The 15628-nt window shown below is 71.5% G+C and carries 10 protein-coding genes and 1 pseudogene; 8 read left to right on the forward strand and 3 right to left on the reverse strand.

The annotated features are described in order from the left end of the window. The first annotated feature begins 127 nt into the window (after nucleotides 1–127). Nucleotides 128–5002, forward strand: coding sequence for a DNA repair ATPase (locus tag ACGF3J_RS17500; RefSeq protein ID WP_393854256.1), 4875 nt, complete (start codon nucleotides 128–130; stop codon nucleotides 5000–5002). Nucleotides 5003–5126: 124 nt separating this feature from the next. Here the strand turns inward: ACGF3J_RS17500 and ACGF3J_RS17505 are convergent, their stop codons facing one another. Further along, complete coding sequence (locus ACGF3J_RS17505; protein ID WP_161327179.1) at nucleotides 5127–6665, reverse strand: alanine/glycine:cation symporter family protein; 1539 nt, start codon at nucleotides 6663–6665, stop codon at nucleotides 5127–5129. A 489-nt stretch (nucleotides 6666–7154) separates the two neighbouring features. On the opposite strand from ACGF3J_RS17505, the gene ACGF3J_RS17510 reads away from it, so the two are divergent. Both ACGF3J_RS17510 and ACGF3J_RS17515 read left to right on the forward strand, forming a co-directional pair. Next, nucleotides 7155–7661, forward strand: a complete 507-nt coding sequence (locus ACGF3J_RS17510; protein ID WP_161327178.1) for a MarR family winged helix-turn-helix transcriptional regulator — start codon at nucleotides 7155–7157, stop codon at nucleotides 7659–7661. Nucleotides 7662–7703: 42 nt separating this feature from the next. Next, nucleotides 7704–8008, forward strand: a pseudogene (locus tag ACGF3J_RS17515) (site-specific integrase); the annotation flags it as partial. 11 nt (nucleotides 8009–8019) lie between these two features. Here the strand turns inward: ACGF3J_RS17515 and ACGF3J_RS17520 are convergent. Then, complete coding sequence (locus ACGF3J_RS17520) at nucleotides 8020–8601, reverse strand: TetR/AcrR family transcriptional regulator (RefSeq protein ID WP_161327177.1); 582 nt, start codon at nucleotides 8599–8601, stop codon at nucleotides 8020–8022. Between the two features lie 211 nt (nucleotides 8602–8812). On the opposite strand from ACGF3J_RS17520, the gene ACGF3J_RS17525 reads away from it, so the two are divergent. Next, nucleotides 8813–9607: an ABC transporter ATP-binding protein gene (locus ACGF3J_RS17525; protein WP_161327176.1), complete on the forward strand. Its 795-nt coding sequence runs from the start codon at nucleotides 8813–8815 to the stop codon at nucleotides 9605–9607. A 5-nt stretch (nucleotides 9608–9612) separates the two neighbouring features. Beyond that, nucleotides 9613–10962: an FtsX-like permease family protein gene (locus tag ACGF3J_RS17530; protein ID WP_161327175.1), complete on the forward strand. Its 1350-nt coding sequence runs from the start codon at nucleotides 9613–9615 to the stop codon at nucleotides 10960–10962. Nucleotides 10963–11163: 201 nt separating this feature from the next. Here ACGF3J_RS17530 and ACGF3J_RS17535 read toward each other — a convergent pair whose 3' ends face one another. Then, nucleotides 11164–11790, reverse strand: a complete 627-nt coding sequence (locus tag ACGF3J_RS17535; protein ID WP_185832335.1) for a hypothetical protein — start codon at nucleotides 11788–11790, stop codon at nucleotides 11164–11166. A 351-nt stretch (nucleotides 11791–12141) separates the two neighbouring features. On the opposite strand from ACGF3J_RS17535, the gene hemL reads away from it, so the two are divergent. The 3 genes from hemL to ACGF3J_RS17550 all read left to right on the forward strand — a co-directional run bounded on the left by hemL (nucleotide 12142) and on the right by ACGF3J_RS17550 (nucleotide 15577). Then, nucleotides 12142–13458, forward strand: a complete 1317-nt coding sequence (gene hemL, locus ACGF3J_RS17540; protein WP_161327174.1) for a glutamate-1-semialdehyde 2,1-aminomutase — start codon at nucleotides 12142–12144, stop codon at nucleotides 13456–13458. Beyond that, entirely contained in the window at nucleotides 13455–14153 is a 699-nt protein-coding gene (locus ACGF3J_RS17545; protein ID WP_161327173.1) for a histidine phosphatase family protein, read from the forward strand. Before hemL ends, ACGF3J_RS17545 begins: the two co-directional genes overlap by 4 nt. Before the next feature lie 125 nt (nucleotides 14154–14278). Further along, nucleotides 14279–15577 carry a hypothetical protein gene (locus ACGF3J_RS17550; protein ID WP_202557676.1) on the forward strand — a complete coding sequence of 433 codons (1299 nt, stop codon included), beginning with the start codon at nucleotides 14279–14281 and terminating at the stop codon, nucleotides 15575–15577. Nucleotides 15578–15628: the final 51 nt, after the last annotated feature.

Genomic DNA, 15628 nt, shown 5'->3' on the forward strand with positions numbered 1-15628 from the left:
CCCCCCCCCCCCCCCCCCCCCCCCCGCCCCCCCCCCCCCCCCCCCCCCCCCCCCCCCCCCCCCCCCCCCCCCCCCCCCCCCCCCCCCCCCCCCCCACCGCTCCTTCCGACTTCCTGAGAGGGACCTCATGACCACCGCCCTGGACACGGGTACGTACGAGGTGCTGCGCGACCGCCTCACCGCTCAGGCGGCCGAGCTGGCCCGCCGCGCCGAGGCGCTGAACACCCGCCGCATCGAGGAGTTCGGCTCCCTGCGCCTGGAGCTGGACGGCACGGAGCACCTGCGCACCGGGCCGGCGTGTGTGCCGCGCGACCTCGTGTCCGTCGGCGACGTCCTCCTCTTCGGGTACGGCACCGTCCCCGGCCGGGGGCCCGAGACCGCCGTCGGCGACGTCCTCGCGCTGCACGACCGGGCCCTGAACCCGCTGCCCGAGGACGCCGTGCCCGGACTGCTCGACGACCCGGACTTCGTCCGCGAGTTCGCCGCCCTGCACCGCTACTTCCACCAGACCCGGCTCCTCCGGCTCCGGCGCGTCGAGGACAGGGTGCTCGCCGTCTTCCGGACCGGCGAGAAGGCGGACGACATCCGGGTCCTGCGCTGGGCACTGTCCGACGACGGCCGGGCGTCCTTCCTCGACGCACGCGGCGACCGCGACCACGTCCCGCCGCCCGCCCACGACTTCGCCTGGACGCCGACGACCCGCGAGGACCACGTCCTGGGCCGCCATCCGCACGTCTCCGTCGAGGGCGAGGTGTTCGTCGGGACGGTGGGCGGGACCCTGACCGTCAAGGTCGAGGACGACACCGGGACGGGCGAGGGCGTGTACGCCGAGCCGGTCGACGAGCCGCTGCAGTCCCTCGCCGACGCGCACATCGCGTACGCGCGTGTGGGCGCCCTGATCCTGGTGGACGTCCTCCCCTACAAGGAGGACGTCCACCGCTACCTGGTCTTCAACACCCTCACCAGGACCGTCGTCCGCCTCGACGGCATCGGGCAGGCGTGCCGCCGGCTGCCCGAGGACCAGGGCATCGTCTTCCCCGGCGGCTACTGCCTGAGCACCGGCACCCACCGGACCTTCGACGGCGTCGACACCGAGGGCCTGGAGTTCGAGCGGGCGGTCCGCTCCCCGAACGGCGAGGACGTCCTTTTCGCCTTCCACGCCAGGGTCACGGGCCGCAGTCTGCTGCTGCCCTACAACGTGATCCGCAAGGAGGTCGCCGCCCCGCTGTCCTGCCACGGCTGGGCGCTGTTCGACGACGGAGCCCTCCTCGCCCTGCGGGCGGCCGACGCCGAGCCGCAGCGCGTCCACCCCGTGCAGCGGTGGACCTCCCCGTACGTCTCCGACACGTACGCCGCCGCCCGCCCGGCCGGCACCGGTCCGCTCGCCCGGGTCGGCAACGCCGACCTCGTGCGCGGCATCTCCGACTGCCTGTCCGTCACCCGCGGCGCCACCGGAACCACCCCGACCGGCGAGGTCTACGAGGCGCTCGTGGCGGCCTGCGTACGGACCGCCGACACCCACCACTGGCTGGCCGAAGCCGAGCTCGGCGCCCTGCACGAGCCGCTCACGCAGGTGCGGGTCACCGCCGCACAGGTGCTGGCCGAGTTCGAGACGGTGCAGGCGCTCACCCGGCAGGCGGCCGACGCGCTCACCGCGGCGGAGGCCCGCATCGCCACCGTCGTACGGCGTCTGCGCGGCGAGGCACCTCGCGGCGCCGCCGCGTGGGTGTCCGGACTCACGGAACTGCGGCAGGCCCAGGGCCATCTGCTCACCCTCAAGGACATGCGGTACGCGGACACCGGCCGCGTCGACGAGCTGGCCGCCGACGCCGAGCGCGACCTCGCCTCCTTCGGACAGCGCGCCGTGACCCACCTGGCGCACCAGGACGCGTTCGCCGACCACCGGGCCGACATCGAGCAGCTCGTCGCCGAGGCCGGGGAGATCACCACGGTGGCCGAGGCGGAGCCCGTCGCGGCCCGCCTCGACGAGCACGCCGCCGACCTGCGCACGGTCACCGACGTCGTCTCCGGCCTGGACATCGGCGACGCCACCGTCCGCACGTCCGTCCTGGAGCGGATCGCCGAGGTCCTCGGGGGCGTCAACCGCGCCCGTGCCACGCTGGACGGCCGCCGCCGCGCGCTCCGGGAGAGCGAGGGCCGGGCCGAGTTCGCCGCCGAGTTCGCCCTGCTCGGCCAGGCCGTGACCGGTGCGCTCGCGGCGGCCTCCACCCCCGAGGACTGCGACGAACAGCTGGCCCGCCTGCTCGTGCGGGTGGAGAACCTGGAGTCCCGGTTCGCCGAGTCCGACGACTTCCTCGCCGAGCTGGCGGACAAGCGCGACGAGGTCCACGAGGCGCTCTCCGCCCGCAAGCAGACCCTCGCCGACGCCCGTGCCCGCCGCGCCGAGCGCCTGGCCGAGTCGGCCGGCCGAGTCCTCGCCACGGTCGTGCGCCGGGCGTCCGCGCTCGCCGACGCGGACGCCGTCACCACCTACTTCACCTCCGACCCGATGCCCGCCAAGGTCCGCCGCACCGCCGACGAACTGCGCGGACTCGCCGACCCGGTCAGGGCGGAGGAACTGGACGGCCGCCTGAGGTCCGCCCGGCAGCAGGCCCTGCGCGCGCTGCGCGACCGCACCGACCTGTACGCCGACGACGGCCGTACCGTGCGCCTGGGCGGTCACCGCTTCGCGGTCAACACCCAGCCCCTCGACCTCACCCTCGTCCCCCAGGGCGACGGCCTGGCCTTCGCCCTGACGGGCACGGACTACCGCGCCCCGGTCACGGACCCCGAGTTCACCGCGACCCGACCGTACTGGGACCGCCCGCTGCCCTCGGAGTCGCCGGGGATCTACCGCGCCGAGCACCTGGCCGCCGCCCTGCTCGACGAGCACGGCCCGGCCGCGCTCGCCGCGGCCGAGGACCTGCCCGCCCTGGTCCGCCACGCGGCGGAGGCGGCCTACGACGAGGGCTACGAGCGCGGGGTGCACGACCACGACGCGGCCCTGATCCTCGCCGCCCTCCTGCGGCTGCACGAGGGCGCCGGCCTCCTGCGCCACGAGCCGGCCGCCCGCGCCGCCGCACAGTTCTTCTGGGCGCACGGCACCACGGCCGGGGAACGGGACTCCTGGACCCGCCGCGCCGTCTCCCTCGCCCGGGCCCGCGACACCTTCGGGCTCGCCCCCGCGATCGCCGACCTGGAGGCGGAACTCGCCGGGCCGACCGGCACGCGAGCGGCGGCCGCGTACCTCTTCGAGGAGCTGACCTCCGGTCCCGACGGCTTCGTCATCAGCGCCGGCACGCGGACGCTGCTCGACAAGTTCCGCCGCACGGTGGGCGACTCCGCCTACGACGACGACCTCACCGCCCTCACCGACGAGGCCGCCCGCAGGCAACTCGTCGAGGCGTGGCTGACGTCGTACACGACCGCGACCGGCACCGACCTGGCCCCGGGCGACCTGGCGGAGGCCGTGACCGCGGAGCTGTGCCCCGGGCTGCCCCGCTACGAGTCGGACGCACCCCTGGCCGAGACCGTCGGGGACCTGCTCGGCACCCACCCCCGCGTCCACGACCGGACCCTGACCGTACGCGTCGACGAACTCCTCGCCCGTGCCGCGGAGTTCCGTGCCCGTGAGGTGCCCGCCCACCGGGCGTACCAGCGCCGCCGCGCCGCACTGGTGGCCACCGAGCGCGGGCGCCTGCGCCTGGACGAGCACCGGCCAAGCGTGATGTCCGCGTTCGTGCGCGGCAGGCTCATCGACGAGGTCTACCTCCCGCTGATCGGCGACAGCCTCGCCAAGCAGCTCGGCACCACGGGCGACACCAAGCGCACCGACACCGGGGGCCTGCTGCTGCTCATCTCCCCGCCGGGCTACGGCAAGACGACCCTCATGGAGTACGTCGCCGACCGGCTCGGTCTGCTGCTGGTGAAGGTCAACGGCCCTGCCCTGGGGCACACGGTGACCTCCCTCGACCCGGCCGAGGCCCCGAACGCCACCGCCCGACGGGAGGTCGAGAAGATCAACTTCGCGCTGGAGGCGGGCAACAACACCCTCCTCCACCTGGACGACATCCAGCACACCTCGCCCGAGCTGCTGCAGAAGTTCATCCCGCTGTGCGACGCCACCCGGCGCGTCGAGGGCGTGCGCGACGGCGAACCGCGCACGTACGACCTGCGCGGCAAGCGGTTCGCGGTGTGCATGGCGGGCAACCCGTACACGGAGTCCGGCAGCCGGTTCCAGGTGCCCGACATGCTCGCCAACCGCGCCGACGTGTGGAACCTGGGCGACGTCCTGACCGGCAAACGGGACGCCTTCGCCCTCAGCTTCGTCGAGAACGCGCTGACCGCCAACCCGGTCCTCGCCCCGCTCGCCGGCCGTGACCGCGCGGACCTGGAACTGCTGCTCCGGCTGGCCGCGGGAGACCCCGCCGTGCGCGCCGAGCGGCTGACCCACCCGTACGCACCCGCCGAGCTGGACCGGATCACCGCGGTCCTGCGCCATCTGCTCGCGGCGCGGGACACCGTCCTCGCGGTCAACGCCGCCTACATCGCCTCCGCCGCCCAGTCGGACGCGACCCGTACCGAGCCGCCCTTCCGGCTCCAGGGCTCCTACCGCAACATGAACAAGATCGCCCAGCGCATCCAGCCGGTCATGAACGACACCGAGCTGTCCGCCCTGGTCGACGACCACTACACGGCCGAGGCCCAGACCCTGACCACGGGCGCCGAGGCCAACCTGCTGAAGCTGGCCGAGCTACGGGGCACGCTGACCGACGGCCAGGCAGGCCGCTGGGCGGAGCTGAAGGCGGCGTACGCACGCTCCCGGGCCCTCGGCGGACCCGAGAGCGACCCGCTCACCCGGGCCGTCGCCGCCCTCGGCCTCCTCGCCGACCGGGTGGCGGCCGTCGAGTCGGCCATCGACCGCGCCGCCGACCCGCGTCATCTGCTCGCCCATCCGTCCCCCCGGCACGCCGCTCGCCCGGGGCGTGGGCCCGCGGAGTAATGAGGGAGGGCCGCCCACCGCGACGGCGGAGTGCCGGAACGCGGCAACGCACGGCGAACGGGCCCGTGTTCACCAAGGCGCGAGGTGAACACGGGCCCGTTCAGGAGCCGGACCGTGTGAGCGGTCAGACGGTGGTCCTCACCGACTCCTGGTCATCGTCGTCGCCGTCGGCGCTCCCGCCCGCCTTCCGGGTGCGGACGAACTCCAGGAACGTGTTGAGTTCGCGCTTGACGACCGGGGCGAGGAGGTAGAGGCCGATGATGTTGATGACGGCCAGCGAGAAGAGGACCGCGTCGGCCAGGTCGATCAGGGTCTGCAGCGTCAGCAGCGAACCGGCGATGGCGAAGACGGTGTAGACGACCTTGTACGTGATCTCGCTGATCCGGCTGCGGCCGAAGAGGTACGTCCACGCCTTGAGGCCGTAGTAGCCCCAGGTCAGCACCGTGGAGATGGCGAAGAGCAGCACCGCGACGGTGAGGATGTACGGGAACCAGGGCAGGACCGTCTCGAAGGCGTCCGAGGTGATCGTGACACCGCCGATGTCCTCGCCCGCGCGGGCCTCGCCCCAGCTGGCCGGGTTGGCGATGACGATGGTCAGCGCGGTCATCGTGCAGATGACGACCGTGTCGATGAACGGCTCGAGGAGCGCGACCAGGCCCTCACTGGCGGGGTGCTTGGTCTTGACCGCGGAGTGGGCGATCGGGGCGGAGCCGAGACCGGCCTCGTTGGAGAACGCGGCCCGCTTGAAGCCGATGATCAGCGCGCCGAGGACACCGCCGGCGACACCTTCGGGATTGAAGGCGCCCTCGACGATCGACACCACGGCGTCCGGGACGGCGGTGACGTTGACCAGGATCACGACGAGGCACGCGACGATGTAGATGCCCGCCATGGCCGGTACGAGCCTGCTGGTGACGTTGGCGATGGAGCGGATGCCGCCGAGGAGCACGATGCCGACGACGGCGGCGACCAGGATGCCGAAGAACAGGGCACCGGCCGAGGAGCCGAGCGCGCCGTCCTCGCCGCCGGTGACCGAGACCAGCTGCGCGTAGGACTGGTTGACCTGGAAGAGGTTGCCGCCGAAGAGGCCGAAGAACAGGATCATGAAGGAGGCGAGGACCGCGAGGACCTTGCCGAGCGTCCTGCCGTTCTTCCCGAAGCGCTCGGTGAGGCCCTTGGGGAGGTAGTGCATGGGGCCACCGGACACGGTGCCGTCGGCGTGCACCTCGCGGTACTTCACGCCGAGGGTGACCTCGACGAACTTGGTGGCCATGCCGAGCAGGCCGCAGAGGATCATCCAGAACGTGGCACCGGGGCCGCCGATCGACACGGCGACGGCGACACCGGCGATGTTGCCGAGACCGACGGTGCCGGAGACCGCCGCGGTCAGTGCCTGGAAGTGGTTGACCTCACCGGCCGACCCCTTCTCGTCGTACTTCCCCCGCACCACGTCGACGGCGAGTCTGAACTTGCGGAGCTGGACGAAGCCGAACCAGCCGGTGAAGACCAGACCGGCGACGACGAGCCAGGCGACGATGAGGGGCAGGTCGGTTCCGCCCACGGGGACGGCGTAGAAGACCACCTCCCCCAGCCACTTGGCTATGGGCTCGAAGAATCCGCTGACTGCATCGTCGACGGACTGGGTGACGGAGTCGAGTGACACGTGGCTACCTCGGTGACGCTGGTGCGGCGGGCGGGGAGCCCGCCCGGGTGAGCGGTCTCTGGGCGAACGTCGTCGTCCGATGAGCGAACCCGGGCTACACGGTGCGGTTTCGGAACGTGATCAGCCCGGGCTGTAGTGGGGACAGGCCAAACCCCGCAGATCCCGGTGGCCGACCGAGTCACCTGCGGAGTTGCGCTGTTCTACCACGTCTTTACCGAACCTTTAGTGATGTATCTCACGTAACGGTTCGTGACCGGCCAAAGTCCCAGCAGGTGAGACCGGACCGTTATTCGGCCGCCGGACGTGTGTTGTCTACACATATGTGGGGCCGCCGACTGGTGCCCGAGGGGTGGCCCTGCCGCGTCGACGAGAGCGTGCCGGAGGGCGCTCAGCCTTCATCGGCGGGCCGGTCCGACGCGTCCTGCCTCGCCCAGGGCCCGTCGGGCAGGCCCGTGCTGCGCCGTGTGCGGACCCGGTAGAAAGGGGCGCATGGTGGAGCGCGAGTCCCGCGAGGGGACCATGGACGATGTCGACGCGGTGACCCGGGAAGTGCTGACCGCGTCCCGGCTGCTGGTGGCGGTCGCCGCGCGTTCCCTGGCCGCCGTCGAGGAGCGGGTCACGCTGCCGCAGTTCCGGATGCTCGTCGTCCTGTCCACCCAGGGCCCCACCAAGCTGGTCGTCCTGGCGGAGTTGCTCCAGGTCGCCCCTTCGACGGCCATGCGCATGGTGGACCGGCTCATCGCCGCCGGTCTCGCGGACCGTCAGGCCAATCCGCACAACCGCAGGGAGAACGTGCATCGGCTCACGGAAGAGGGGCGTCGCACGGTGGAGGAGGTCACGGCCCGGCGGCGTGCGGGGATCGCCACCGTCGTAGAGCGGCTGAGCGCGGAACAGCGCCGGGCGCTGATCGACGCCCTGGCCGCCTTCAACGAGGCGGGCGACGAGCCCCCCGTCCCCGCCGACCACACCGAGCCGTCCCCCCTCGGCTGGCAGTGACACCGACTCCGTCTCACGCGGAGCCGTCCACGCCGGCCCACCGAAAACTTCCAGGCAGGCGGCAAGCTCGCCGTCGGGTGCGGTCTGCGCCAGGGGGAGGTCTTCGGCTTCGCCGTGGAGGACATCGACTTCAACGGCGGCCGGACCCACGTCAACCGCCAGGTGCGGCTCGTCGGCACGAAGCCGGTTCTCGCTCTGCCCAAGGGCAACCGGCCGCGGGCGTGGTCCCTCCCCGCGAGCGCGGGGCGAGGTACCTTCAGGCGGCCCCGGAGGACGGCATGCACGCCCTCCGGCACGCGTACGCCTCCGTGCTCCTGGACGCGGGCGGGGGCATGAAGGTGCTCTCACCTTCCGGCTCTTACCCCACGGGGCCCATGCCCGCGAAGACTGCTCGGAGAATGCGATCGATGTAGGCGTGGGTGATGGGCTCATGGGTGATCAGGAGTCTGAAGTACAGGGGGCCTGAAAGGATCTCCATCGCCAGATCCAGATCGAAGTCCGGAGCGATCTGCCCCTGGTCCTTGGCGGCTTGGAGGCGGGCCAAGGTGTTGGTCGTCTGGGGCTCGATGAAGCGCTGCTTGAGCGCGGTGGCGATTGCTGGATCATGTTGCGCCTCGCCGATGAGGTCCTGGTACAAGGGGCCCCAGGGTGGGTGGCCGAGCAGGTCGGCAGCCCTGGTCATCACCTCGCGCAGGTCGGCGACGACATCGCCGGTGTCGGGGTGGTCCAAGCCGCCCGGGTTCAAGCTGAGGACCGAGTCGAGGAAAAGCAGTCCCCGGGACGGCCAGCGGCGGTAGACGGTGTGCTTGCCGACGCCGGCGCGGGCCGCGACCGCTTCGATGCTGAGCTTGGCGAAGCCACTCTCCTGGGCCAGTTCCAGCGTGCTGCGCATGATCGCTTCGGTCCTGTCGGCGGCGCGGGAGGCACGGCGGTCTGTCATGTCGGCCACCGTAGCAGCACGGCACGTGCCGTATTGACACTTCGGTCGACCGGCCTCCATGATGGCCGCGACCGCAACGGCACGGCCCGTGCCGTGCCGTTGTGGTCGACAGTAGGCCGAGGAGGCGCCGGCTCGCGCCCCTGGCAAGGCAGTCCTCGGCGCGCCCGGTACGGCTGCCGGGCGGGCCCTTCTACGACGCGAAGGACCTCGCATGCTCTTGGAAGAACCGGCCGCCGGCACGTCCGGCTCCGATCCCGTACTGCGCCTCGAAACGGTCACGAAGCACTACGTGTCACCAGGTGGGTCGGTGAACGCCCTCGACGGTGTCTCCCTCGCGCTGGACAGAGGGTCGTTCACCGCCGTCATGGGTCCTTCGGGCTCGGGCAAGAGCACGCTGTTGCAATGCGCCGCCGGGCTGGACAGTCCCACCTCCGGCCGGGTGTTCGTGGACGGCGTGGAGATGAGCGGCGGTACCGAGGCCCAGCTCACCAAGTTCCGCCGGGGGCGCATCGGGTTCGTCTTCCAGCACTTCAACCTGATGCCCACGCTCACGGTGCTGCAGAACACCACGCTGCCGCTGCGGTTGGCAGGCAGACGTATCGATCACGCTCAGGCCGTCGCGACGTTGGATCGCGTCGGGCTCGGGGAGCGGCTCGACCATCTGCCCTCGCAGTTGTCGGGAGGCCAGCAGCAGCGGGTGGCGATCGCCCGTGCGCTGGTCACCCGCCCGCGCGTGGTGTTCGCCGACGAGCCCACCGGAGCGTTGGACACCCGCAGTGCGCGGGAGGTCCTGGCGCTTCTGCAGGAGGCCGTGCGCATCGACGGGCGGACGCTGGTGATGGTGACGCACGACCCGGTGGCCGCGGCACACGCCGACCAAGTGCTGTTCCTGGCCGACGGCAGCCTTGTCGGCCGACTGGCCGAGCCGACCGCCGCGGTGGTGGCCGACACGATGACCCGGCTCACCGAACAGGTGGCCGTGCGCCGCGTCAGCGAAAGGGTGTGAGGGCGTTGTTCTGGTTGGCTCGCGCCTCGCTGCGGCGCCGCGGCGGGGCCTTCGCAGGCAGTTTCCTGGTACTGATGTTCGGCGCGACGATGGTGATGTCGTTCGCTTCGATGCTGGACACCGGTCGCGGGGTCGGCGTCGACGCGACCAGTTCAGAAACGCTGACGACCATGGGAAGCGTGGTCGGCGGCTGGGGCATGTGCCTCGTCGTGTTCGCGGTGTTTTCCACACTGGGCCTGTCGGTTCGGCATCGTGCGGCCGAGACGGCCCTGCTCAAGAGCGCCGGTGCCACCCCGGCGCAGATCGTGCGAATGATCGTGAGTGAAGCGGCGCTGGTCTCGGTCGCCGCCGTTGTTGTCGCGGTGGCTCCGTCCTACTTGCTGGGCCGCGCGCTGCTCGGCCTGCTGGTGGACACCGGACAAGTCGCCGACGGTGTCGCCTTCGCGTTCGGAGCGATCGCGCTGTTGATCGGGTTCGCAGTCACCGTACTGTCGGCAGTGCTCGCTGCGCTGTGGACGTCCCGGCAGGCCACCAGAATGAGCGTGTCCGCGTCCCTCGCGGAGGCTGACTCCGGTCGCATGAGCTGGAAGCGCATCGTCCCGGCGACCGTGCTGCTGGCCGGCGGCGTCTACCTCGGCGTGCTGACCGTGACCGCGTTCGCCGACAAGGGCCCGGACGCAATGCCCGTCGCAGGACAGGCGTCCATCCTCACCTCCATCGGGCTGGCCGTCCTCGCCCCCGGCCTGGTGCGCGTCGCCACCGCTGCGGCAGCGCGTCTCCTGCGCGGTCGCGGCGTGGCCGGGTACCTGACGGTGCAGTATCTGCGTCGGCGCACTGGCCAGGCCGCCGCCGCGCTGTCGCCGATCATCCTGTTCACCGGCATCGGCACCGGCATCCTTTACTTGCAGCTCATCGAGAACCGAGCCGTCGCTTCGTCCGGCTACCTGCGCACCAACGAGCAGCAGAACATCCAGACGCTCAACCTGGTCGTCATCGGCATGATCGTCGTGTTCGCGTGCATCATGCTGATCAACACCCTGGTGGCCTCGACCGTCTCCCGTCGCAAGGAGTTCGGCCAGTTGCGGCTCGCCGGCGCGACACCACGCCAAGTGCTGCAGGCGATCCGCATCGAATCCGTGCTGACCGTGGCGGCGGGTACGGTCCTGGGCGCCTTGGCCGGATCGGTCACCGTGATCCCCTACAGCGTCGCCCGCGCCGACCGCTGGCTGCCCGACGTTCCGCTCTGGCTCCTGATCGCCCTCGTCGCGGTCGCGGCGACAGCGACCCTGGGTGCCGCACTGGGAACGGCGCGCAAGATGCTGCGTACCCCAGCTGTCAACGCGGTGGCACCCTGATCGCATGTGAGCCGTATGGCAGCGATCTGGCCCAGTGGCCTGATCGCTGCCCAGGCGTGTCCCCCGAGGACGACCAGTGCATGACCGGGCCTCTCACCCAACCCAGGTGCCCCAAATGTGCCCTGGCCGCCTGACGGCCCCTTCCCGGCACCCAAAAGGGCGAGGCCCGAAGACCTCGCCCGCCCCTCACGAAAACCCGGCTCAGGGCCAGACCAGGCAGTACGGCTGGTGCCCCGCCTCATGCAACCGATGCGAGAAGTCCTGCCACTCGTGCAGCAACTGGTACACGTTGAACGCGTCCCGCGGCCCGCCCCGGTCCGGGACCGTCGACCAGATGAAGGCCGCCGCGCCGACCGCTTCCTCGCCGATGCCGCGCAGGGGGTCGACGACGGTCATCGGGAGTTTCACCACGGCGTAGTCGGGGTGGAGGACGACCAGTTCCAGCGGGGGGACCTTGTGCAGGGGCACGCCCTCGATGCCGGTGAGGACCATGGCGGCCATGGTCTCCGGCTTGATCTTGGTGAACATGCCGTTCATCCCGAGCTCGTCGCCGCCGAGTTCCTCGGGGCGCATCGAGATCGGGACGCGGGCCGCGGTCGCGCCGTCGGGCGCGCCGAAGTACTTGTAGGTCACCCCCACCCGACCACCATTCCTGCTCTCCGCCCCCGGCCGGCCGGCGTGCCGTGCGTCCCGGTCGGGCTCGCTCGGTGTGCCGTGTGTCTGACGTGCTTCGGACGCTTCCTCCGCCTCGCGTCGGTGCCTTCCCCGCCGGGCACGTCGAGGACCCAGGTCGTCGGTCCCCTCGCCCAGTCCGCCACCGCGATGCATATCTCCACCCGACTGCTTTTCTAGGACGCGTGGCCCCCGCCGCGCAACCCGATCATCGTGTCAGTGACCTCCCCCACGGCCGCTCGCCGAAACGTGCGGTGAAACATCTGTCCGTCACGAGTCCGCGGGACGGTCGGCAGCCACGCCCGCGCCGCCTCATTGAGCTGCGTGGACGGGCTCCAGTCTGGCAGACGGCACGGCGATCGGGGCGGTTGTCTACCCTTGTCAAGGTCACCCTGGGCAACCAGAGGCCGGGCCGGGGCCGATCAGGGTCCGCGCATGGCCCGGGCGGGGGCCACGCAGAGTCCGATACGTCGGAGAAGGTCGAGAAGGTCGGAGAAGTCGCAGGTCATGAGCGAACTGGCATATCCATACGAAGCACCGGCCTCGCAGGCTCTGTTCGACCGCGCGGCGGCCGTCACACCCGGCGGCGTGAACTCCCCGGTGCGCGCCTTCCGCGCGGTCGGCGGCACGCCGCGGTTCATGGTGTCAGGCACCGGGCCGTACCTGACCGACGCGGACGGGCGCGAGTACGTCGACCTCGTCTGCTCCTGGGGCCCGATGATCCTCGGGCACGCCCACCCCGAGGTGATCGCCGCCGTGCAGGAGGCGGTCGCGCGCGGGACGTCGTTCGGCACGCCCGCCGAGGGTGAGGTCGCCCTCGCCGAGGCGATGGTCGAGCGGGTCGCGCCGCTGGAGGAGGTGCGGCTGGTCTCCAGCGGGACCGAGGCGACCATGTCGGCCATCCGGCTCGCCCGCGGGTTCACGCGCCGCACCAAGGTGATCAAGTTCGCCGGGTGCTACCACGGTCACGTCGACTCGCTGCTGGCCGCCGCCGGCTCCGGCGTCGCCACCTTCGCGCTCCCCGACACCCCCGGCGTCACCGGTGCCCAGGCGAGCGACACGATCGTGCTGCCGTACAACGACCTGGAGGCCGTGCACGCGGCCTTCGCCGCGCACCCCGGCGAGATCGCCTGCGTGATCACCGAGGCGTCCCCCGGCAACATGGGCGTCGTGCCGCCGCTGCCCGGGTTCAACCAGGGGCTGAAGGACGCCTGCGCCGCGAACGGCGCGCTGTTCGTCTCCGACGAGGTCATGACCGGGTTCCGCACCAGCCGCGCGGGCTGGTACGGCGTGGAAGGGGTCGTCCCCGACCTCATGACCTTCGGGAAGGTCATGGGCGGCGGGTTCCCCGCCGCGGCCTTCGGCGGGCGCGCCGACGTCATGGCGCACCTTGCCCCGGCCGGCCCCGTCTACCAGGCCGGCACCCTCTCCGGAAACCCCGTCGCCACCGCCGCCGGCCTCGCCCAGCTGCGGCTCCTCGACGAGGCGGCGTACGAGACGGTCGACGCCGTGTCGCGGCAGATCCAGGGGCTCGTCACCGAGGCGCTGAGCAAGGAGGGCGTCACGCACACGCTGCAGAACGCCTCCAACATGTTCTCCGTGTTCTTCACCGACCGGCCGGTCATCAACTACGAGGACGCCAAGGCGCAGGAGTCCTTCCGGTTCACCGCGTTCTTCCACTCGCTCCTCGCGAACGGCGTCTACCTGCCGCCGTCCTCCTTCGAGTCCTGGTTCGTCTCCACCGCCCACGACGAGCGCGCCGTCCAGCGCATCGCCGACGCCCTCCCGGCGGCGGCCCGAGCCGCCGCGGAGGCCACGGCATGAGCGAGACGAGCGAGACGCGCGACGACGACCTCACCGTCGTCCACGTGATGCGGCACGGCGAGGTCGAGAACCCCACCGGCGTCCTCTACGGCCGCCTGCCCGGCTACCACCTCTCCGAGCTGGGCCGCCGCATGGCCGACCGGGTCGCCGAGCACCTCGCCCCCCGCGACGTGACCTACGTCGTGGCCTCCCCGCTGGAGCGGGCGCAGGAGACGGCGACGCCGATCGCCAAGTCGCACGGGGTCGACCTCGACACCGACACGCGGCTCATCGAGGCCGGCAACGTCTTCCAGGGCAAGACCTTCGGCATCGGCGACGGCGCGCTGCGCCGGCCCGGCAACTGGAAGCACGTCGTCAACCCGTTCCGGCCGTCCTGGGGCGAGCCGTACGTCGACCAGGTCGTCCGGATGAAGGGCGCGCTGGACGCGGCCCGCGACAAGGCCCGCGGCCACGAGGCCGTGATCGTCAGCCACCAGCTGCCGATCTGGATCCTGCGCTCGTACGTCGAGCGGCGTCGCCTGTGGCACGACCCGCGCAAGCGGCAGTGCACGCTGGCGTCCCTGACGACGTTCACGTACCGCGGCGACCGGATCGTCTCCGTCGGCTACACCGAGCCCGCCCGCGACCTCGTCCCCGCCCACCTCCTCGCGGGCGCCAAGCCGGTGAAGGGGCAGGGCAAGGCGTACGGCGCCTGACCCGTCGGTACGCCCCGGGACGGTGTGACGCCCGTTACCGAATCCGCACACGTTTTCGCGAACCCACCCGTTCGTCGCGTCCTCTCACAGGGTGACCACCCAAGGACGCGACGAACGAGGTTGCGATGCGCACTTCCAACCGCACTCTCACCCGCAGGGGGATGCTCGGACTCGGCGCCGGCGCCGCGGCGGCCGTCGGGCTCGCGGGCTGCGGCACCGGTTCCCACCAGTCGTCGGACGGCTCGCACCAGGCCGGTGACTCCGGGAAGCCCTCGCCCTCCGGCAGCAGCGAGGCCCCGGCGAAGCCGATCGGCGACGGCTCCACGTCGTACACCGGCAAGCAGCCCCACCAGCCGGACGCGCCGGTGCCGTTGGAGCCCGGCCAGACGCCCCCGCAGTTCGTCGTGTTCTCCTGGGACGGCGCCGGCGAGGTCGGCAACGGCCTCTTCCCGCGCTTCCTCGACCTCGCGCGCGAGCACGACGCGCACATGACGTTCTTCCTCTCGGGCCTGTACCTGCTGCCCGAGTCCAAGAAGCGCCTCTACGACCCGCCGAACAACCCGCGCGGCGCCTCCGACATCGGCTACCTCACCGACGCCCACATCAAGGACACGCTGAAGAACGTCCGCCGGGCCTGGCTGGACGGCCACGAGATAGGCACCCACTTCAACGGCCACTTCTGCGGTGGCGGCGGCTCGGTCGGCAACTGGACGTCCGCGCAGTGGCGCAGCGAGATCGACCAGGCCAAGTCCTTCGTCAAGGAGTGGCGGACCAACAGCGGCTGGACCGACCTGCCGTCCCTGCCCTTCGACTACGACAAGGAACTCGTCGGCGGCCGCACGCCCTGTCTGCTCGGCCAGGACAACCTGCTGTCCACCGCCCGCGAGCTGGGCTGGCGCTACGACGCCTCCTCACCCGGCGGCCGGCAGGTGTGGCCGGCCAAGAAGGACGGCGTCTGGGACTTCCCGCTGCAGCAGATACCGTTCCCCGGGCACTCCTTCGAGGTCCTCTCGATGGACTACAACATCCTCGCCAACCAGTCCGTGAACTCGACCAAGGCTCCCGCCCACAACTACCCGGGCTGGCGCGAACAGGCCACGAACGCGTACATATCCGGCTTCAAGCGGGCGTACGAGACGAACCGGGCACCCTTCTTCATAGGCAACCACTTCGAGGAGTGGAACGGCGGCATCTACATGGACGCCGTCGAGAACGTCCTCAAGCACGTCGCACGGGAGAAGGAGAAGGGCGAGGACATCCGGCTCGTCTCCTTCCGCCAGTTCACCGACTGGATGGACGTGCAGAAGCCGGAGGTGCTGGCCAAGCTGCGCACCGTCGAGGTGGGGCAGCGGCCCGCCGGCGGCTGGAACGCCTTCCTGCGGGACGCGCCGGCCGGTTCGGGAGCGCCCTCGAACGCCGCCTGAAATGCGGGTTTCGGGCCGTGAGGGGGGTGCGCAAGATCCTCGGAACGGACA

The sequence above is a fragment of the Streptomyces sp. NPDC048171 genome (assembly GCF_043202655.1).
Lineage (GTDB): Bacteria > Actinomycetota > Actinomycetes > Streptomycetales > Streptomycetaceae > Streptomyces.